Consider the following 21,926-nt stretch of genomic DNA (forward strand, 5'->3'; position numbering starts at 1 on the left):
CTTATTAGAGGTTGTTCCATAATCCTATAGCTTTGGAATGGCTACTTTAAAATAGGAAAACAAGACTAATTTAAAAGATTTCTCTATTAACCTTAAATTAGTCTTGCTTGCTATTTTTCTAGATCATTTTCTCTGACAAAAACCTTAATAAATCTGCTGGAAGCGGGAATGCATCATCATTAAGATGAAGTTCAGTAAGCTTTTCCTCAGAATTTTCTAAAGCCTTGATTCCGCTGATTTCATTATGAAGGTTTTCCATTTTCTTATCTAATTCTGTAGCAGAATTAGCCGCATCCTTTAACTCTCGAATGAGCTTGTCCGGTATTTCTTTATCATATTTATAATAGATTTTATGCTCTAAACTGGCCCAGAAGTCCATTGCAATCGATCTTATTTGAATTTCGACAAACACTTTCTCCACTCGATCAGACATAAACACAGGAATTTTAATAATAAGATGTAAGCTCCGATAACCATTCCCTTTAGGATTCTTAATATAATCCTTTGTTTCAATCACTTCGATGTCTGCTTGACCACTAATCATTGCGGCAATTTTATAAATATCCGAAACAAAGGAACAGGTAATCCGGATGCCCGCTATATCTTTAATATTATGCTGTATCGTCGGTAGTGAAAAAGGATACTTTTTTCTATGAATTTTATTTAAAATACTCTCTGGTGATTTGATTCGTGAATTTACATGTTCAATTAAATTGTAATCGTGAGTATGATGAAACTCCTGTTCCAATATATTAATTTTCGTCATCATTTCTTCTAATGCGAACTTATACACTAACATAAATTTCGTCAGTTCATTTTTCATTTGTTTCAGCTTGTCAATATCCATATAAGATGTATTTCCCATTTGTTTCTCCTTTTATATTGAAACGGATAGTAAAAAAAAAGCGCTCGCTTCTTGTTTAACCTAAAGGCTAAACCATAGAGAGATTGACTACTTGCGGACAGACAAATCAAGTGATTCACATAATAAATTACGTATAGTTCCCTAAACAGCTAGATATACGGACCAAAACTCCTCCGTCTCAATCCCTATGCATTCATTATATCCAAAATCAGCATATTGCGTCCAAGATTAGTATCTTTAGATAGTCACCGATAAGATAATAAAATAAGAAAAGCCACCTATTCATTACGCTTAAATAGCTGGTTTCCCTTCATTCAACTATGAGGGAATACCTGTTTCTTTTCATGGATAACATCGAAATCGTAATTCCCCAACAATTAAGTCGTCAGAAATACAACCAAATATTCTACATGAATTCTACTGGTTTTTCCAAAGTGATACATATCCTTTTTAGTTTATTAGTATCTGTATGTCCAAGATTTAACGATTCGTTTCAAGTTCGCTGACATGTTTGCACCAGAATCCGATTTTAAGATTATCTCTTGAAAATGACCAAAAAACCTTGGATATAATCCCCCAAGGTTTTCTACCATCGTCATGTCTTTCGGTTTTTTGGAAACACAATTTCAAAGGAGGTCCCCTTTCCTATTTCACTGTACACTTTCACTTTTCCGTGGTGTTTGTCAATAATCCATTTTGCAATAGAAAGTCCTAGACCAGCTCCTGCTTCTGTTGTTCTCGATTTTGCCACTTGATAAAAACGATCAAAAATTTTCGAAATATGCTCTTCTTCTATACCAATTCCATTATCCTGTACTTTTAGCAGGATGGATGAAACTGACTGAGAACAAGTGACAACAATTTCTCCACTCTCATTTGTGTTCTTAAGCGCATTATCCAACAGGATAACCATCAATTGGTACAGACGCTCCCTATCTCCCACAAAAGAAATGGAAGACGACACATCCAATCGAAGTGTTTTCTCTTGATAAATAGCTATCTCAGAGTAATGTTCCATTATTTCATGCAGCAATGTACTCAGGAGGAATTCTTCTTTTTCCATTTCCAACTGATCTGAATCAGACCGAGCTAACGTAAGTAAATTGACAACAAGCTTGGACAACCGGCGGCATTCTTTTGATATGATCGATATTTCTACTGCCTGATCTTGTATAGTAGAAGATGGGGATCGCCATAGTAAATCTGTCTTTGCTTGAATAACCGCTAAAGGTGTCCTTAATTCGTGAGAAGCATCTGACACGAACTCTTGCTGCTTTTGCCATGCTTCTTTAATAGGAACCAGCGCTTTTCCTGCTAAAAAAAATCCGACGCCGACAGCACAAACGCTTCCAATACTACAGCCAATGACTAAAATTAAAAGCAAATTGCTGAGCATGTCTTTTTCTGATGTAATGTTTCGCACAAATTGTACCGTTATTTCTTTCGATTCTAAATACTCCTTTACCGCAATTGTCCTAAAGTAAAATCCTTCTGCTTGTACATCTTGAAGTTTATTTAATCCTTTGGGACTAAATTCAGCTTGATTATCGGTAAAAACAGTGGGATTTCTATCTACATTAACCATTTCGTTGCTTTCGTTCCAAACTAATACGACGATTCGAGGATCTCTAGGTCCCATTGGCAATCCACCTGGTCGCTCTATCGGTCCCGGTTGTTTTATTCGTTCTACTGCAGCAAATAGTTCCGTATTGACATCTCGATATAAGCGAGACTCGACATATGAGTAAATAATAGTTGCCAGTACACCAATTAAAATGATAAAAACTAATGAATTTAATATGGTAAGTCTAATACGAGTCCGTTGAAACATGTTTATCCCCTACTGTTCTTTTAGCATATATCCGATGCCACGTACCGTCTGAATATCCTTATGATAACCGAACGGCTCCATCTTTTTGCGAAGATGATGAACAAACACTTCTACAATTCCGATCGTTGTATCCGAATCAAATCCCCATACCCGATCATAGAGCTGCTCTTTTGTTAAAATGACGCCTTTATTTTGAATCATAAATTCTAGCATTTCATACTGTTTTAATGTTAGCTTCACGGGGAAGCTGTCAATGACAATATCTTTTTCTTTGCCAAACAATTCAATTCCGTGATATTGAATCGTTTGATTCGTAGTTAAACTGCCACTGCGTCTCAACAGTGCTCGAATTCGTGCATGCAGCTCTGGCGCTTGAAACGGCTTGGTTAAATAATCGTCACCTCCAAAGTCCAATCCCCTTACTCGATCTTCTAATGAGTCTTTTGCTGTTAAAAATAAAACAGGCGTTTGAATTTGTTCGCTCCGTATTTTTTGTATGACTTCAAAACCATCCATTTGTGGAAGCATAACATCTAGTACGATAAGATCGTAAATATTTTGCATGGCCATAAATAATCCTTCTTCTCCATCTTCTGCACAATCTACTGCAAATTCTTCAGATAAGATTTGTTTAATAGACTGCAACAAAGATCGATTATCTTCCACAACCAATATACGCATGGCATCTCATTCCTTTCCCATATAATAACAAAATAAAGCGGTCGCTGTACACGATCGCTTCGTTTTGTCTATTCATAGCGAAGAGCTTGAATCGGATCTAGTTTAGACGCTTTATTCGCCGGAAACACACCGAATACAACTCCAACTACTAAAGAAAACGCAAATGATAACAACATGACAGGCACGGAATATGCAATAGTTGTGCCCGTTGCTAAAGTGAATATTTGGGCACTTATTACGCCAATTCCTACTCCTATTACTCCACCTAATGAACTTAATACAATCGATTCAATGAGGAATTGAAGAAGAATATTTCCGCGTTTTGCTCCAATTGCTTTTCTAATTCCAATTTCCTTTGTACGTTCTGAAACGGATACAAGCATAATATTCATAATACCAATACCACCAACGATAAGGGAAATAGCAGCACTTCCGCCTAGCATGAATGTCATTGTTTCATTGACAGATGATGCTGTTTCCATTAAATCTTTTTGACTGGATACACTGTAACTATCTGCATCTCCAACAATTGAATACATGGTTTGTTCGATAAAGCGTGATGTGAAATCTATCATATCTTCATTTTCTACCTTCACATATACTGACCCAATATCAGTAGTAGTTGCTAAGCGTTGCCCTGTGCTAAGTGGGACAATAATTGTACTATCTCCGCTAGTTCCTAATGAACTGCCGACAGATTCAAGAACCCCAACAACTTTATAGGCTGTTCCGTTCACCTGTACAGATTCTCCAACTGGATCAGCTAATCCGAACAAGTTTTCAGCCGTGTCTGAACCAAGCACTGCTACTTTTGAATGATTCTCATGATCGAGGTCTGCAATGAAACGCCCTGATTGCAGCTGTAAATCACGGATATTTAAATAGGATGAAATTGTTCCTATCATAGACACTTGTGCGTTCGTTTGTCCATTTTTTACAGTTACTCTTCCTGAAACAGTTGGAGCTATCGCTTCTACACCATTAACATCCTGAATCTGATTAGCATCATCTTCTTTAAATGTAATATCTGAACCAGAAACACTTACAGTTAATACGTTTGTACCTAAGCTGCCAATTTGATCTTGGACTTCTTTCGTAGATCCTTGCCCTATTGCAACCATAACAATAACAGAAGATACACCAATAATAATACCCAGCATCGTCAGAATTGCTCTTACTTTGTTTCCCTTAATACTCTTTAGTGCCATTCTGATTGTCTGCAAACCACTCACCCCCACTCTCATACAACTGACCATCGTGTATACGAACAACACGGCTAGCTTGTTTTGCTACTTCTAAATCATGCGTAATGAGAATAATGGTATGCCCCTGCTCATTTAATGAATTTATCATTTCTAAAATTCCCCTACTCGTTTCACTATCTAGTGCTCCAGTCGGTTCATCAGCTAGTAAAATAGGAGGGTGCCCAGCCAAAGCACGAGCAATGGCGACACGTTGCTGTTGCCCCCCTGATAACTGGGTTGGTAAATGATTCGCTCTATCTACCAACCCTACTTTTTCTAAAGCTTCTAATGCGATTTTTCTTCGTTCCGCTGTTTTCATTCCACGATAAATGAGAGGAAGCTCTACATTCTCAACCGCGGTTAACTTTGATATCAAATTGAAATTTTGAAAGATAAATCCTATTTTTTCATTTCGAATGGCCGTAAGCTGTGAATTCTTCATTTTCCCTACTTCTTCACCATCTAACAAGTATTTACCTGAATCCGGTCGATCTAAGCATCCAATCATGTTCATAAATGTTGATTTTCCGGAACCCGATGGACCTATGATAGAAATAAAGTCACCCTTTTGAATATCTAAGGTTACACCTTTTAGAGCCTTTACCGTTTCGCCGCCAAGTTCATACATTTTCTTCATACTATTTATTTGAATAATCGGCTCTGTCATAGTCATCAGTTCTCTCCTTGTCTGCCACCTGATGGAGCTCCTCCACCTGAAAATGCTGGTGGTGTTCCGCCTCCATTTCCTTCTCTGAAGTTGCCACCTGGCATCATCATTCCTCCTTGGGCCGTATTGCCACTAGATTGGACTCTTGGTATTTGAACAGAATCTCCTTCTGCTAACCCACTTGTAACTTCTACATACGTATCATTGGAAATTCCAGTTTCTACTGATACTTTTTTTGTTGATTGTGTTGAATCATTTGAAGTTGTAGAAACAAGTACATATTTTTCACCTTTACTTGAATACACGGCTTCTACTGGTACATATAATGCGTCTTCTTTACTTTCTATTGAGATACTAGCCTCCGTTGACATACCAATTTTCAAACTTTTTGGATCTGTGATTTGGACGGTTATATCAAATGTAGATACTCCGTTTGATGATGTTCCTTCCGTTGCTACTTTTGTTACTTTTCCTTCAAATGTTTCATCTTTAAAGGCACTTGCTGTTATTTCTGCCGCTTGGCCGACTTGTACTTTTGTAATATCTAATTCATCTACACTAATTGTTGTTTGCAATGTTCTGTACTCTGTTATGTGTGCAACTGTCTCTGAACTTTGGACAGAATCTCCACTTGCAATTGAAAAGCTTGTAATTGTCCCGGGAACCGGCGACTTCAAGATACTTCCATCGACAAAGGTTACAAGTGGTGCACCAGCTGCTACAACATCTCCCTCTTTCACACTAACAGTATCCACTACCAAGCTACTACTTGGGCTATCCGAACTTACACTGCTATCTCCTCTTGTTATAGGTGATGTGATTTCATCTTCATCTTCCATACGAAGAAGGATTGTACCTTGTGAAGCCCCGCTGCCACTTTTCACACTAACTGTTGTGATGTCTCCATCAAATGGAGCCGTAACAACATCACCATTTTTAAACGTTACAAGTGTGTCACCTTTATCTACTGTATCTCCAGATGCTACACTTACGCTATCTACAATAAGAATTGTATTTGTTGCTGTAACATCTTGGTCTGTAATGGCTGTAACCGAACCTGCACCAGTAACTTCTACCTCTAATTTCCCCTTTTGTGCTGTTGTTGTTTGTACTGCAGCCGCAACATTTTGAGACTGATCTTTTTTACCTAATAAGAACCAGCCAGTCGCTCCTCCAATTACAACGATCACGATCGAAATAATTATCCACTTTTTCAATTTTCTATTCTCCTTTCCATTATTGAGTTTGTTCTGATTGATTTTGCTTCTGTTGGAGGTTGCCATCGCCCGGGAGTATATCGTTGCCCCCTCTTGATCCCATTTCGGAAAAGTCAGGGCGTATACTCTGCTTATAAACGACATATCCCACCCCAATAGCACCGCATGTACTTATCACCAGATTCATAATAAGTAAAATTTTTATGAAATTTTGTTTGAATTCCAATTTTTATTCCTCCTCGTTTCCTCTTGATACACTCATTATGAATTTCTTTCCTTAACTTTTCCTTAAGAAATAAGTTTAGAACAAGTTCTAAATGGCATCTCTTTCACAGCGAATCGAGTTAAAATTTAGCTTCCGGTGATCTATCTTTTTGCTCAGAATAGCAGTTTAACAATCACAAAAGACGCACCAAATTTTGATGCGTCTTTTGCAAATACATACTCACACTTCATTTTAATTAAATATGACAAATTACTATTACTTTTCATCATTTCACGGAATAAGATATTTAAAAACATAGGCCTTCGAAGTTCATCTTTCATTTCGGGAATACTCATTAACATTTCAGCAGAAGGAATCGGTTGACCAAGTGTGTTTACAGACCTTCATCATCACTGAGCTTTCATCATTTTTATCCCGTATTATTAGCCCTCTCGATCACTTAAAGGTCGATTAACCGTCACGGTTATTTCAGATCCTTTTCCGAGTTCACTTTTGACCTGAATCCTGCCTTTGTGCAAGTCGATTATCTTTTTGACAATGGGCATACCGAGGCCATTGCCGCCTGAATTCCGGTTTCTCGATGGATCAGCTTTGTAGAATCGTTCGAACAGATGCATCCGTGTTTCCTCACTCATGCCTATACCGGTGTCGGTTATTCCTACAATTACGTGGTGATCGGACGTTTCGAATGCTCTAACCATAATGGTACCTTCTTTCGGTGTGAACTTAATGCTATTGTGCAGTAGATTGATCCATACTTGTTCCATTAGGTCCCCATCAGCAATGATCGTCAGGGGTTCAAGTGAAATATCCATGTTCAACTCTTTCTCTGACCATTGTGGTTCATTAGCAAGGATGATGCGACGGAGTTGATGATCCAGTCGATAGGCCTTCAGTTCGCAGGGGATATATTCAGACTCCAACGCCGTTAGCTTCAAAAGATTATCACTTAATTTCGAAAGTCTGTTGCTTTCTGTTTCAATGATTTCCAAGTAGTGATTCCGTTCTTCAGGGGTAAGATGCTCATTCTTTAGTGCATGGGCAAATCCGCTAATGGATGTCAGGGGCGACTGGATTTCATGTGAGACATTGGAGATGAATTCTTGCCGCATTTCCTCCATTTCACCGAGTCTATCCGCCATATGTTTCATACTATCAATAATCTTCGTATACGGATGTTCACGTCCTTTAAATTGATTCCTATAATGGGATAGATCAATACTGAAGTTCCCCTCAGCCATCATTTTCATTGCTTGAATAATTGGGTGCACGAATTTATCTTGGCGCTCTCGCACGAATTTAATTTTAGAAATATAATACATGCAACTACCAAACAGGAACATTCCCAGAAAGGAAGTAACTAGCTGCCTTGTGAATTCAGGCGGAGCCCAATGAATGGCTCTATAGAGCAATGATGTTAACCAATAAGCAAGAGACCAGCATAATAGTAAAGATACAGCGCCCGTTATAAAGCCCAAAATACGCTTCACTACTTCAGGTATCTTCAATGTTTTATCTCCAAACGATAACCGAGTCCGCGAATGGTAGTGATGATGAATGGGCAATCTTCTTTGGCAAATCGTTGTCGCAAACGTTTAATATGTACGTCAACAGTTCGTTCATCCCCTTCATAGCCGAATCCCCAAATATCTTCAATCAATTGTTCTCTTGAAAAGGTCTTATCCTGATGTGTTGCCAGCATGAATAATATTTCAAATTCTTTAAGTGGCAAGGTCAGGTCATGATCCTTGAAATATATTTTGTAAGAGGTGCGATCAATGATGATGTCTCCTATTTCAATTTGGTTAGAGAGGTTAATTTGGTAACGCTTGAGTAACGCTTTTACTCTGGCGATCAGCTCGGCTGCGGCGAATGGCTTCACCATATAGTCATCCGTTCCAAGATCGAAGCCTTTTACCTTTTGAGCTGTTTCCCCTTTGGCTGTGACCATTAGAATTGGCATGGAATCAGAATAATACGTTCTTACCTCGCGACAAAATGTCCACCCATCCATATTTGGCATCATAATATCAAGAATGATTAGATCGATCTTGTCTGTTTCAAGTATCGCTAATGCTTGTTCGCCATCTGTTGCTTCTGCAATCAATATCCCTTCTTTGGATAGCAGGATGTGAATCAATTCACGGATATGGGGATCATCATCAACGATTAATACTTTCGGCATAGTTGTTCACTCCTTTACATGTCTTAATCTTCATTCCTATAAGTTCGGCAAACCACGAATCCCTTGAGAGGGCCGTACAGACTCCACCAAGAATTGCTGCTCCATGAATATCGTGAAGGACCAAGAGGTTCTTTGCCCAAAAACCGCCTGTCATCAAGATGACGTTCAGTAATTGCGCTCGGTCTTTTCACTTTAGGACGATTGACAGCATGAGGGCAACAGTTAAGAAGAGCCCGATTGTTATATAAATCCCCTTAATAATCTACAGACAAAACATGCATAAGATTGGATTTATGCACCTTTTACCGCTAAGCATTACGACAGACTGTGCTATATATTAAGATACAGCAGGTTAAGAATTTATAACATAGACCAGGTACACGATCAATTGCTGATTGTGTACCTGGACTTTTGCCTATTATCCGGAGAATACGTGTATCTTCAACCTTTTTCTCCTAAGTCCGTCTCATGTATGCTCGAACTGTTATCGGTGCGAAGATCGCTACAATAACAGCTGCTCCAATAAGAGAGGCAGTCAGGTCCCAGCCGACAGTTCCGGCATTGGCAAGATCTCTGACGGCAGTAACGAGATGCGAGATTGGGTTAATCTTCACGAACCATTGCAGCCAATCGGGCATTGTATCTGCTGGAACAAATGCATTGGAAAGGAATGTAAGTGGGAACAATATAATCATCGATATCCCTTGTACGCTTGATGCTGTACGTGCAATAACGCCAAAGAAGGCGAAGATCCAACTGATGGCCCAAGCGCACACAATGACAAGCAGGGCTGCAATGACAACAGAGCCCAGACCGCCTTCAGGTCGATAGCCCATAATATAGCCCATAGTGAGCGTGAGCACTGTCGCAATCGTGTATCGAACTGTATCGGCAAGCAGGGCGCCCGCTAGTGGTGCGATGCGCGCAATGGGCAAGGACTTGAACCTGTCGAACACCCCCTTATCCATGTCCTCACGCAATTGGGTACCGGTAACGACAGATGTCGTAATGACTGTCTGAACGAGGATACCGGGTATAATGACTGGCAAATAACTTTGGACATCTCCCGAAATGGCGCCGCCAAAAATATACGTAAACATCAATGTGAAGATAATCGGCTGAAGTGTTACATCGAATAATTGCTCAGGTGTGCGCCTGATTTTGAGCAAGCCCCGATAGGCCATTGTTAATGAATTGCGGATTGTTTGGCCAAAGCTTGTTTTATTACGCAAACGACGCTCAGCACCTTGTGTCATGGAACTTGGTTTCATCCCTCTATCCCTCCTGCTTGTTGTGATTTATTGGATGGATTTGCTGCATCTTCATGAGGATCATTGCCGGTGATGGTTAGGAAAACGTCGTCAAGCGTCGGTTTCTGCACACTTAGCTCGGCTAATTGGATGCCTGACTGGCGAAAGGCAATAAGTAAGTCGGTGACTCTGTCAGCATCTGCCATCGGGGCCGTGATTTTCCCTCCCTCTGGTGAAACAATGGATTGGACCTTGAGCACCTCTTCCACTTTCTGACGCGCGTTTTCGACATCATGGGGATTCTGAAGGCTTAATTGCAAGGATGAAGTACCAACGGACGCCTTTAGTTCATTCACAGTACCTTCTGCAACAACGCGGCCATGATCAATCACCGCAATCCGATCGGCCAGTTCATCTGCTTCTTGAAGATACTGCGTTGTTAATAATACAGTCGATCCCGACTCAACCAAGCGGCGGATCGTATCCCACATTTGATTACGTGTCCTAGGATCGAGCCCAGTAGTAGGTTCATCCAGGAAAATGAGCGGAGGCTGGGCAATGAGGCTTGCCGCAAGATCTAGCCTGCGACGCATGCCACCGGAGAAATTCTTCAGTGGACGTTTCGCCGCTTCCGTTAGACTGAATTCCTCCAATAACTGCGCTGCCTTTTGCTTCGCCTCTGCACGTCCAAACCCGAGCAGCCTAGAGAAGATGACCAGATTCTCCGTCGCACTAAGTGACTCATCAACCGACGCGTACTGACCCGTAATGCCAATCAATTGACGTACAATCTGTGACTCCTTCGCCACATTATGCCCAAAGATGTGTGCCGAACCCTCGTCTGCTCTAAGCAAAGTCGCCAACATTCGGATCGTGGTCGTTTTACCTGCCCCGTTCGGACCAAGCACGCCGTAGATCGAACCCGCGCGTACATTAAGATCTACACCGTCAACGGCACGAAAATCGCCGAACTTCTTGACAAGGCCACGCGCTTCAACGGCCATATCGCCATTATTTGGCATTATTTTACTGCCATTTAGATAATTCATATTCTTTCCTCCAGGTTCGTTTCAATTTGATGTTCAACTGTCCTGAATTAGATCATACAACAAATGTATGAACTGAATATGAACTGATTGGGCAAATATAGGAAATAAAAGGAAACTCAAGGAGGAAGCACAAGAATCGTTTTATATCGCTGGCGGGTTACGATGAATATAACAATACAGTCAATAATCTATTTCAAACATAACGAGCAATGCTTACTTTTCAATTTGTTAACTCCTTGATTGAGTGAAAAGAAATTATGATAGTTATTTACGTCCCACAATTGAAAATTATAATAAAAAGTTAAGTTCCATAGAATTTCTTTTGATATACCGATTAGTTGACTAAATCTTTCGAAACTAAATGCTCCTGGATGAATTATATATATATGCTTCAGTTTCTTGTGTTTACTGTATATTCCAATTTTTTCTCCTATCCATGTGGTCTGATCATATCTATTCTTAGTTGTTAGCCTAGAAATGTACCCCCATACTTTCATCTTCATATGGAATTGGTGTATTCAGTAATTTCTCCATTTAACATCCTCTACCTTTTTAGTTATAATGATTAATTCCTGCAAATAATAAAAAGTCAGTCATGAAGGAACAAAAACCCCATAGATGACTGACTTTTACTGTATATTCTTCTTTTATTTGAATTAAGATAGAAAGTAATAAAACTAGTTCCGCAAAACCTTGCTCTCATTCCGTGTTATTTTGCACCGTTACAACTCTAGATCGCTCGACTACGCTCTTTTCGTCCCTCCTCAATAAAGAGGATCCCCAACTCGTAGTGCTCGCCTTCGAACAGTGCGCGTTGGACGAAACGAATTTGCCCGTTATGTCCGACAACTTCCATCTTACAATGCGCGCGGTTTATTTGTAATGCCCCGTAAAATTCATGTTCATTACTTACTTGTGATCCATTCATTTTCGTAATAATCTCTCCCATTTCCAAGCCCATTTTATCCGCTGGCGTATGTGGAATAACACCAAGAATTTTAACGCCGATCTTACTTTGGGAAAAATAAAACGGAAGCTTACGATCATCCACCTTTGAAAAATAGTGAATCAATTCACGACCAAGCATCGCAAGGACAACTGCTCCAATGGACAAGTATGGATACCAGTTTCCCAAAACGGCAATGGTTGTGACGATGATAGCAAGAAAAGTAACCTTTCGTCCTTGTGCTCGTATCATGATTTGTGGCAGGCTACCTTGGATCGTTTTAGCAAATCCGATTAACACTGGAATCGCAATCGGAGTAAAATGAAGCTCTCCGATTGAAAACACAGGATACCAGTCAATCGGTGCTGCTAACTCGCCTCCTGGAACAAGGATAAATAAAGGCAGAAGCCAAATTTTTCTCGCTTTATATGTACCAACCACTTGCCCACGTTTCGATACCATCAAATTGGGAGAGGGCTGTTTACTACCATTTTTACTAATCAATATACCTTCAGCCAATAACAACAAACCAAGCAAAACAGCCAAGCTTGGATACACAGGCTGATCAAGACTCTGAAATGCCTCTGAAAAAATAGGAAATTCAATTTCTCTTCCTGCTAGAAAAACAACTGACAAGAAGGAAAGACCGACGATATAGGCTGGGGAAAGCAAACGTACTTGGAACGTTAATGACAATAAAATAGTAAATGCGCCCATTAAAATAATGGCAGCATACGGAATAACGACCCCAGATCCTAACGTTAAGATGGAAAGAAGCACTCCTATTAATAGCCCTATTGGCAAAAGCTGACGAAGTTCCTGAAATAGACTATTAATTCGAATGGTAAAATCACGTCTTTCCCTTTTCACCCGAAGGTAGCCGACGAACAGGCTAAGAATAATCGATACATAAAAAACAGGATGCAAAAAAAACATGCCAATCCCTTGCAAACTAGCAACTAACCAACCTACTATCAATATACCCGCACCCTCTCTATCTTCCCCAATAATATGTTAAAAACGGTTTCTAACCTGAAATGTCTATTTGAAAACAGATTTGTAAGTTTTTTTACACTTTCTCCTATTCTATCAAATATGTAGCCCTTCTGCCTATGAATACGAAGAAAAGTCATCATGAACCTTTCATTATTTCCGATTTTATATACGAAACCCGCGTGTCACGATTATTTTTCCGCTCACAAAAAAGAACCCGACCGAAGCCGGGCTACCCTTACATTATTGATGCCTTGCCATTAATTTTAAAGCGGTACGAAGCTGTAAATCATTTTTCTCATCTTTTTTCTTTTTCGCAACCGCCTTTTCTAAGGCTGCGGCTGTTTTACTATTAATATTGCCACTTACAGTTAAGTCATTGGTATTTTGAAAAGCCTTCACAGCTGTTTCGGTTTTTTCATCATAATATCCGTCCGCCCTGCCCGTCGGATACCCTAATGATGTTAGAATTTTTTGGGCGTTTTTTATCTGTTCATCATTCATATCTCGTTTAAATATCTTTTCAGCAGTCAATGGATGAACATTGAAATAGGATGGTTGATGCACTTCGATTGTGGGCGTGATTCCTTTTTGATGTATCCAATTTCCGTTTGGCGTCAGCCATTTATATAACGTAATTTTAATATTGCTTCCATCCCCCATCGGAATCGCCTTCTGCACCGTGCCTTTCCCGAAGGTCGTCTCGCCAATGAGCGGATATCCACCAGCTTCTTGCATAGCGCCAGCCAAAATCTCTGCGGCAGATGCACTGTCCTTGTCAGTCAATACAGCGATTGGATAGTCTTTTTTCTTTTCATTCCCACTAAATACTTCTTTTGTTTGTCCGGATCGATATTCAATTTGTAGATATGGCTTGTCTTTCGGAAGCAATTCACCCAGAATACTTTCCACACTTGTCAAAAAACCGCCTGGATTGCCACGAACATCTATAATCAAGCCACTGATTTTTTCTTTCTCAAGCTCCTTTAACTGCTCTTTAAAATCAGCGGCTGTATCTTGAGAAAAAGAAGTGATTTCAATGTAGCCAATATTTTTTCCATTCTCACTTTTCACACTTGAAAAAACCGTATCAAGAGGAATTTCGTCACGAGTGATGGCTAACTTGATCGGATTCATGACACCTTGGCGCTTAATTTCAAGATTTACGACGGTCCCTTTTTTACCGCGAATTTTCAACCGTGTTTCATTTAAATCCAGCCCTTCAATCGAGTCACCATCAATGCTAATAATCTGATCTCTCGGCTTCAACCCGGCCTTATCAGCAGGAGAATCTTTGTAAGGTGCAACGATGATCACTTTATGATTCTCCATTCCTATTTCAGTCCCAATCCCATCAAATGATGAATCAAGCGCTTCATCAAATTGCTTTGCCGTTTCCTTATCCATATAGACGGTATACGGATCTTTCAAGGTAGAAAGCATTCCCTGTATCGCGCCTTCCACCAATTGGGTGTCACCCACTTCCTCTACATATTGCTGATAAATTAAATCATAGGCCCTTTCTACCTTCGCCCACTCTGTGTTATCATAGGCTGCCGGCTCAGCCCCTAAATCTTCCGCTTTATTCCCCCACAAATATTGGTGAACCTCACTGTTTGGATTTGCAACATATCCTCCCCCAACTGCCCCGATCGTTAATGATGCTACCATCGTTACAGGAAGGGTCCATTTCTTTGCTATCTTCATTTTCATATAAGCCAATCCCTCTCTATAAAAAAGGTTATAACATAATCTATGAAAAAAAGGACAAGATATGCGCACCAAAAAAAACGAGGTTGTCCAACAAAGTCTGACCTCACACTATATAAACAATATATAGTAGATGTGGGATCTGCACCTTCGTTATCGGACAGCCTCGTTTCAGCTTTTTTATTCAATTATTACTGTATTACATAGAAAGATAGTTTAATGGATTCACAGCATTCGATTTCGCAGCATTCCAAGCACCTTTATGTAGTTCGAAATGCAGATGTTGTCCATACGAGTGACCAGTGTTCCCCATATAGCCAACTTGCTGGCCTTTTGAGACAACTTGTCCAGCACTTACACTCATCGAGTTAAGATGTGCATATAGGCTTGTAAAAGTTTGTCCATTGATGGAATGTGAAACCATGACGACATTGCCATATGAGCTAGACGTATACGCACGTATTACGACTCCATCTGCTGTTGCAACAACTGGCACTGTACCACTTGCAGCAATATCAATCCCGTTATGTGATTTCCCCCAACGTCCGCCAAAGCCAGATGAAACATATCCCGCGCTCGGTCGATTAAACGTGCCAGACGAAACGGCTGGAGCACTTACTGCCGCGTTTGAACTTGAACTTGAGCTTGAGCTTGAACCTGAACTTGAGCTTGAACTTGAGCTTGAACTTGAAATTGAAGCTTGCTTTTTCTTAGCCGCAGCTGCTGCTGCTGCTTTTTCTGCCGCCGCTTTCTTTCTCGCCGCTTCCATATCAGCAAGGCGCTTTTGTTCAAGCTGAATCGCTTGTGCAACAGCTGTTTCCTGTGCTTTAAGATTAGCCGCCTCTTCTTCGAAACCAACTATATCATGCTCTGCATGCTCTTTTTGTTTATGAAGTTCTGCTAATAACACTTCTTGCTGATTCTTTTGTACTTGAAGTTGCTGCTTAATATTTGTCAATTCAGCAAGCATTTTTTCTAAATCGGATTTCTTCTTTTCAACAGCGGATTGTGCTTCTTCCAGACTTTTTTTATCCTGCTCATGCTGTTTAATGATATCCTGATCCGCTTCGACGATTGTTGCGACAGCACTTACTCTGTCAATAAATTCACTAAAGCTTGAAGCCCCGAGAAGAACTTCTAAATAGTTCAAATTGCCGCCGCCCTCTTGATAAGAAACCGCACGTTCCTTCAAAAGCTCATTTCGTTTCGCAATTCGATCTTTCAGCACGACAATCTCTGCTTTTAATGACTCAATTTCGGCATTCGTTTTATTAATTTCAGCCGTCTTCTCGATAATTTTATTCGCATTAGCTGTCATATTCTTTTCAAGTTGATCTAGTTGTTCTTCAACCGTCAACTGCTGTGATTGTAAATTTTTAATTTTAGTTTCTGTTTTGTTAATATTTGTTTGAACATCCGTACGCTTTTCTTGAATCGTTATTTTCTTATCTTTCATATCTTGCAATGATTCTGCATATGCACTTGGTACAGCCAAGAGACTCCCAAGCCCTAGTACGATCGTTGCACTCATCGCGATGATTTTATTTCTATGCACTCTCCCTGTTCCCCTTTCTTCTCTCCCTTAGACTTTGATATCTTTTGCTCTATTTAGCTAGGATTCTCTGTTTTGGTGCGTATTAGAGGATGTTCAAAAAGTCCGGTAAAAATAGCTGTCGAATTTCTTCGTCGCTCTGTCTCTACGGTCCTCACGTATTACTCCATACGCTCCGGTCCTCGAGACGATCGCTCCTTGAACTTCTTGGCTCTTTTTATCCTCCTTTTTGAACACGCACTATTAGATAAGGTCAAAACCGGATTTGCACAGGACTTGCGCGGTTTTAACAGAAAGTCATTAATAAACTGTGATGAAATTCGCAAGCTTTTTGAACACGCACTTATACTTTTAAAAACTTCCGAACAGACATCAAACTGCCCCATATTCCAATTAGTCCGCCTAATAGAATAAGAATCGCTGAAATCTGATAAATAAATGGACTTAATGGTAGCAATTCGAAAAATGGAATATTAATTTTCGGTGAAACGTATTTAAATAGATTAGAGTAGAATACGCCAATTAACCCAATTGGAATAATGGACCCCAACACACCAAGCCATAAACCTTCAAGGAAGAATGGCCAGCGGATAAAGTTATTCGTTGCCCCAACTAATCTCATAATCTCAATTTCTTTTCTTCTTGCTATAATCGTAATTTTAATTGTATTGGAGATAAGGAACATCGCCGTGAATAACAATCCGATAATCAATACGACACCAATATTCCGGGCAATATTTACTACATTAAATAGATTATCGACATATTCTTTTCCATATTTGACGCTCTGAACATATTCAAAGGTTTCAATTTTCTTAGAAACCTGGCCTACATCCTGAGGCGTTTTCGTTTTCACAACCAATACATCACGAAGCGGATTATCCTGTTCAAATAATTTAAACGCCTCGCCGTTCTCCCCCATGCCTTCAATCATATTCGTCAGTTCTTTTTCCTTTGGAGAATATACGATAGAATCGACTTTGGCGATTTTCTTAATTTTCGCTCCAAGTGTTTTTTGAATTTCTTCTGTTGCAGCCGGGTCGATATGTACCCGTATTTCAACATCATTCTCTACATTTGATGCGATGTGGTTCAAGTTCATCATGATGACAAAAAACACACCAACTAATAGCAATGTTACCGTTACTGCACTTACAGAAGCAAAAGTCATCCAGCCATTTCTGACCAAACTTTTACCGCTCTCTCGAAAGTGCCGTTTCAATGTATTAAGCTTCATAGCCGTATTCACCTCGCAAATCATCGCGGGCAATTTTGCCATTTTCAATGGCGATTACACGATGTTTAAGATTATTAACAATGTCTTTGTTGTGGGTCGCCATAACAATGGTTGTACCACTTTTATTTATTTCGTCAAAAATATTCATAATTTCCCATGAGGTTTCCGGGTCAAGGTTTCCTGTCGGCTCATCAGCAATAACGACCATTGGCGAGTTGACGATTGAACGGGCAATGGAGACACGCTGTTGCTCCCCGCCTGACAGTTCAGTAGGTAGCATCCGGACTTTATGCTTCAACCCAACAAGATTCAATACTTCCATTACTCGCTTTTTAATTTCATCTGGAGTCTTCTCAATAACTTCCATCGCAAACGCAACATTTTCGTAAACCGTCAATGTCGGCAGTAGCTTGAAATCTTGAAACACGACGCCGATATTACGACGGAAAAGCGGTACCTTTGTATTTCTAATCTTCGGCAAGCTCACTCCATTCACAACAATATTTCCAGTTGTCGGAGACTCCTCCCGATACATCATTTTGATAAAAGTAGATTTCCCCGCACCACTAGGACCCACTACATAAACAAATTCACCAGCTTTTATTTTAACGTTGATTCCATTTATAGCAACGACACCGTTCGAATACGTTTTATAGACGTCTGTCATTTCTATCATATAAATAACCACCTAACTAGCTTTTTATTTCCAGAAAACTTATGAATCTATGGACGTGTTTCTCTCGCTTCATTTCGACAATTTTTGTGAAAAAAACCGAAAAAATAACAGGAATCAATCCTGCTACTGTACAAAAGCCATTATACCATCAAAGTTTGTCAAATCCGAAAAAAAAATGTTACAGTTTCATTTCAATGTAAATTTCCAATTTTATCTGCTAAATGGATTGCTTTTGACAACAAAACGCCCTGCACCTATGCAAGACGTCGTTGATCATGTTCTTATTTTTTTTCAGAAAGCCATTTCGCTACCAGTGCAGCTTGATCTCCTTGGATCAGTTTAGCTGGCATACCCCCGCTTTTTCCTTCTAAAATTATCTTTTCAATTTCATCTTTAGAATGTGTTGAGCCGATTTTCTTAAGTTCCGGACCAAATGCTCCTTCGAGATTCGCACCATGACAGCTTGAACATTTGTTTTTATAAATATTATCTGCTTCACCAGCAGATGTTGTTGTAGTCCCGCCTTCATTCGCCGGTTTTTTCACGTTATCATTGGATGTACCACATGCCGAAAGAGCAAGCGTCGTTCCTAGCAATAATGTAATCAATTTTTTATTCACTATAATGCCCCCTAGTTAAATTATCCATCTCACCTATATTATACCAGTATTACACGCGTTTAAAACCCTCCCCTAACACCTCCGAAGCATCCATTACGATCACAAAGGCTTTCGAATCAACGTCTTTCACCAATTGTTTCAAATTGGTGAATTCGGATTGATCAATTACACACATGAGGATTGGTCGAGAATCATCCGTATACCCTCCTTGACCCGATAATCTTGTAACACCGCGGTCAAGTCCATGAATAATTTCATGTCTCACTTCTTCGTCATGATTCGTAATGATCATCGCCATTTTTGAACGGCCAACACCAACTTGAACTAAATCAATCGTTTTACTCGTCACGTACAACCCAATTAACGCATACAACCCTTTTTCAATGTCAAAAACAATTGCTGCACTTAGCACAATGAATCCATCAATAAGCGCCACACAAGTCCCTAAGGAAAAATTCGTATATTTATGGATAATCTGTGCAGCAAGATCTGTACCGCCCGTTGAAGCCTTACCTCTAAAAACAATGCCAAGACCTAAACCGACCCCAATCCCACCGCAAATCGAACCGAGTAGGGCATCCTGTGTCCACGGATCCCAATCCCTTGTTAGAAAAACAATAAATGGTAAAATCAATGTTCCAACTAATGACTTTACCCCAAACTGCATGCCTAACAACAGCAAACCACTGATAAACAACGGAATATTAAAGGCCCACTGTACATACGCTGGCTCCCAGCCGAGCGTCCCAGTCAAGATCGTACTAATTCCACTGACCCCACCCGATGCAATTTGATTTGGCAAAAGAAAGACGTTAAATGTAATCGCTATGATGGCTGCCCCAACGATTACAAGACCATACTCACTCAACTTCTCAATCACCGGATGCTTCGGTTCTCGATATCTTTTTCTCATTTATCAGGTACTCCCTTCACCCTCTTTGTCCACGCTTGTTCATCACGATACAAATCGTTCAAAGTAGTATAGCACCGGGGTCTAACCCCTGTAAATGGTACTCCGATAAAGCGAGAAAGAGCGGGAATTCGCTGCAGATCTTTATTAGTTTTTACAATGCCAAGTAAATTAATCATTAGATTTCACTATTCATGCTGAGTTCTTATCCCTTTTTTCGAGAATTATATGAGCGCTTCGGAAATACTAGCTAAATTCTTGGCATTGCAGAACAGAACTACATGCCAAAATTAAAGAAACAATAAAGTGAAACTTCCCTTAGTGGGGGTTAGTCCCGTTCTACTGTCGCTAAGACCTTCTCATTCGCTTCGATCAATCGACAGTACGAACCCGAATCAATGAATCACAGACTAAGTGCGCCGCGTCCTGCGGCAACGTCTGTGTGACCCACGTCCTGTGGGCCTCAACTAAACCGCTGAAGAGCATAGCGGTAGTTTCACTGTATCTCACCAATCGGGGATTTACTTCAAAAAGCGAGGCAACTGCCCAGACCCGACAAGCATAAGATGGAATACGGCGTGGCGTAGTTTGCCACAGAGTATTACAGCTTATGACCTCGAGGGGCTAGGAGCCGCAGCTAGATTCGGCTGTTTATCCCCACCTTATTTTTTCTTGATTCTCTCGCAAAAATTGAGGTGGGGGTATTACAGCCTGTTAAACCGGGATAAATTATTGTACGAAACCTACGGGAGCACCTAAGCGGAGAGGACTATGTTCAAGGGGGTTGGTTAATACTTCAAAAAAAACAGGCCCACTAAACAGTTTTCACTGTTCAATGGACCATCACTTACTCAAACTTATAATTTTGAACGCAGATAGGCATCAATGAAGGCGTTGATATCGCCATCCATGACCGCTTGCACGTTTCCAGTTTCCGTACTTGTACGGTGATCTTTCACCATGGAGTATGGGTGGAATACGTAAGATCGGATTTGGCTTCCCCAGCCAATTTCTTTTTGTTCGCCGCGAATTTCATCCAATTCAGCTTGTTGCTGTTCGATTTCGCGTTGATATAGTTTTGCTTTTAGGAAATTCATCGCTTGAGCACGGTTTTTGATTTGTGAACGTTCAGATTGACATGTGACTACAACACCTGTTGGGATATGTGTAATCCTAACAGCAGAGTCCGTCGTATTAATATGCTGACCACCAGCACCAGTTGCACGATACGTATCAACTTTTAAATCTTCTGTACGAATTTCTATTTCAATGGTGTCATCAAATTCCGGCATCACTTCACAAGAAACAAAGGAAGTGTGACGACGGCCAGATGAATCGAACGGAGAAATACGGACAAGACGGTGAACCCCTTTTTCCGCTTTCAAATAGCCATAAGCATTATGCCCTTTGAAAAGAAGAGTCACACTTTTAATACCAGCTTCGTCTCCAGGTAGATAGTCGATTGTTTCTACCTTAAAGCCTCTTTTTTCGCCCCAACGCGTATACATACGCAAAAGCATAGAACCCCAGTCCTGAGATTCGGTACCACCAGCTCCTGGATGAAGTTCAAGAATGGCATTATTTTTATCATATTCTTCACTTAGTAACAGCTGAAGTTCATATTCATTCATTTGTTTAGAAAGCTCGACGATTTCCACTTCAAGGTCTGCTAGTAGCTCATCGTCGTGTTCTTCTTTCACAAGCTCATAGGTTAGTTCAAGATTTTCATACGAATCATTGAGCTCTGCCAATTGATTGACCTGCTCCTTCAATCCATTTGCTTCATTAATGACGACTTGTGCCTTTTGTTGATTGTTCCAAAACTCTGGATCGCTCATAATATTATCTAATTCAGCAATACGGGCTTCCTTCTCTTCTAAGTCAAAGAGACCCCCTAAAGTCCGCTAATTTCTTAGCTGTATTCTCAAGCTCATGTCTGATATCTGCTAATTCCATGCAATTCACCTCTTAATTATTTTCAAAAAACGTAATCAGTCTCTACAACTATATGCAAAAAAGGACAGATTCGCAAATTGTATTTCAAGTTTCTCTCTTGTTACTTGTTCA

At 40.2% G+C, this 21,926-nt stretch carries 19 protein-coding genes; all 19 read right to left on the reverse strand.

The window, feature by feature from the left end; translation table 11 throughout:
* Positions 1–118: 118 nt before the first annotated feature.
* Positions 119–865, reverse strand: a complete 747-nt coding sequence (locus tag ACIQZI_RS18280; RefSeq protein ID WP_403075693.1) for a GTP pyrophosphokinase — start codon at positions 863–865, stop codon at positions 119–121.
* Positions 866–1,460: 595 nt separating this feature from the next.
* Positions 1,461–2,696, reverse strand: coding sequence for a sensor histidine kinase (locus ACIQZI_RS18285; protein WP_403075696.1), 1,236 nt, complete (start codon positions 2,694–2,696; stop codon positions 1,461–1,463).
* Between the two features lie 9 nt (positions 2,697–2,705).
* Positions 2,706–3,377: a response regulator transcription factor gene (locus ACIQZI_RS18290; RefSeq protein ID WP_062185665.1), complete on the reverse strand. Its 672-nt coding sequence runs from the start codon at positions 3,375–3,377 to the stop codon at positions 2,706–2,708.
* A 68-nt stretch (positions 3,378–3,445) separates the two neighbouring features.
* Complete coding sequence (locus ACIQZI_RS18295) at positions 3,446–4,609, reverse strand: ABC transporter permease (protein WP_403075699.1); 1,164 nt, start codon at positions 4,607–4,609, stop codon at positions 3,446–3,448.
* Positions 4,566–5,288, reverse strand: a complete 723-nt coding sequence (locus tag ACIQZI_RS18300) for an ABC transporter ATP-binding protein (RefSeq protein ID WP_062186035.1) — start codon at positions 5,286–5,288, stop codon at positions 4,566–4,568. The genes ACIQZI_RS18295 and ACIQZI_RS18300 overlap by 44 nt, the downstream gene beginning before the upstream one ends.
* A 5-nt stretch (positions 5,289–5,293) precedes the next feature.
* Complete coding sequence (locus tag ACIQZI_RS18305; protein ID WP_403075702.1) at positions 5,294–6,505, reverse strand: efflux RND transporter periplasmic adaptor subunit; 1,212 nt, start codon at positions 6,503–6,505, stop codon at positions 5,294–5,296.
* Between the two features lie 19 nt (positions 6,506–6,524).
* Positions 6,525–6,731 (reverse strand): hypothetical protein, encoded by a 207-nt coding sequence (locus tag ACIQZI_RS18310; protein WP_062185662.1) that lies wholly within the window; start codon positions 6,729–6,731, stop codon positions 6,525–6,527.
* Positions 6,732–7,153: 422 nt separating this feature from the next.
* Positions 7,154–8,239, reverse strand: a complete 1,086-nt coding sequence (locus ACIQZI_RS18315; protein WP_403075705.1) for a sensor histidine kinase — start codon at positions 8,237–8,239, stop codon at positions 7,154–7,156.
* A complete protein-coding gene (locus ACIQZI_RS18320; RefSeq protein WP_403075708.1) occupies positions 8,236–8,916 on the reverse strand; it encodes a response regulator transcription factor in 681 nt (226 codons plus the stop codon). Before ACIQZI_RS18320 ends, ACIQZI_RS18315 begins: the two co-directional genes overlap by 4 nt.
* Before the next feature lie 455 nt (positions 8,917–9,371).
* Positions 9,372–10,187 (reverse strand): ABC transporter permease, encoded by an 816-nt coding sequence (locus ACIQZI_RS18325; protein WP_403075710.1) that lies wholly within the window; start codon positions 10,185–10,187, stop codon positions 9,372–9,374.
* Positions 10,184–11,215, reverse strand: a complete 1,032-nt coding sequence (locus ACIQZI_RS18330) for an ATP-binding cassette domain-containing protein (RefSeq protein ID WP_403075713.1) — start codon at positions 11,213–11,215, stop codon at positions 10,184–10,186. The genes ACIQZI_RS18325 and ACIQZI_RS18330 overlap by 4 nt, the downstream gene beginning before the upstream one ends.
* 730 nt (positions 11,216–11,945) lie before the next feature.
* Positions 11,946–13,139 carry a PDZ domain-containing protein gene (locus ACIQZI_RS18335; protein ID WP_403075715.1) on the reverse strand — a complete coding sequence of 398 codons (1,194 nt, stop codon included), beginning with the start codon at positions 13,137–13,139 and terminating at the stop codon, positions 11,946–11,948.
* A gap of 258 nt (positions 13,140–13,397) precedes the next feature.
* A complete protein-coding gene (locus tag ACIQZI_RS18340) occupies positions 13,398–14,867 on the reverse strand; it encodes a S41 family peptidase (protein ID WP_403075717.1) in 1,470 nt (489 codons plus the stop codon).
* A 196-nt stretch (positions 14,868–15,063) separates the two neighbouring features.
* Positions 15,064–16,419, reverse strand: a complete 1,356-nt coding sequence (locus ACIQZI_RS18345; RefSeq protein ID WP_403075720.1) for a murein hydrolase activator EnvC family protein — start codon at positions 16,417–16,419, stop codon at positions 15,064–15,066.
* 340 nt (positions 16,420–16,759) lie between these two features.
* Entirely contained in the window at positions 16,760–17,653 is an 894-nt protein-coding gene (gene ftsX / locus ACIQZI_RS18350; RefSeq protein WP_062185649.1) for a permease-like cell division protein FtsX, read from the reverse strand.
* Positions 17,643–18,329: a cell division ATP-binding protein FtsE gene (gene ftsE, locus ACIQZI_RS18355; RefSeq protein ID WP_062185647.1), complete on the reverse strand. Its 687-nt coding sequence runs from the start codon at positions 18,327–18,329 to the stop codon at positions 17,643–17,645. Before ftsE ends, ftsX begins: the two co-directional genes overlap by 11 nt.
* A 281-nt stretch (positions 18,330–18,610) precedes the next feature.
* Positions 18,611–18,949, reverse strand: coding sequence for a cytochrome c551 (gene cccB, locus ACIQZI_RS18360; protein WP_062185645.1), 339 nt, complete (start codon positions 18,947–18,949; stop codon positions 18,611–18,613).
* Positions 18,950–18,998: 49 nt separating this feature from the next.
* Positions 18,999–19,862 carry a YitT family protein gene (locus ACIQZI_RS18365; protein ID WP_403075724.1) on the reverse strand — a complete coding sequence of 288 codons (864 nt, stop codon included), beginning with the start codon at positions 19,860–19,862 and terminating at the stop codon, positions 18,999–19,001.
* 854 nt (positions 19,863–20,716) lie between these two features.
* Positions 20,717–21,815 (reverse strand): peptide chain release factor 2 gene (gene prfB / locus ACIQZI_RS18370; RefSeq protein ID WP_157279646.1). Its coding sequence is split into 2 segments (ribosomal slippage): positions 20,717–21,742 and positions 21,744–21,815, totalling 1,098 coding nucleotides; the frame shifts between segments, so codons are not numbered across the junction.
* Between the last annotated feature and the right edge of the window lie 111 nt (positions 21,816–21,926).

Source organism: Peribacillus sp. NPDC096379 (assembly GCF_044762875.1).
In the GTDB taxonomy this organism is placed as follows: Bacteria; Bacillota; Bacilli; order Bacillales; family DSM-1321; genus Peribacillus.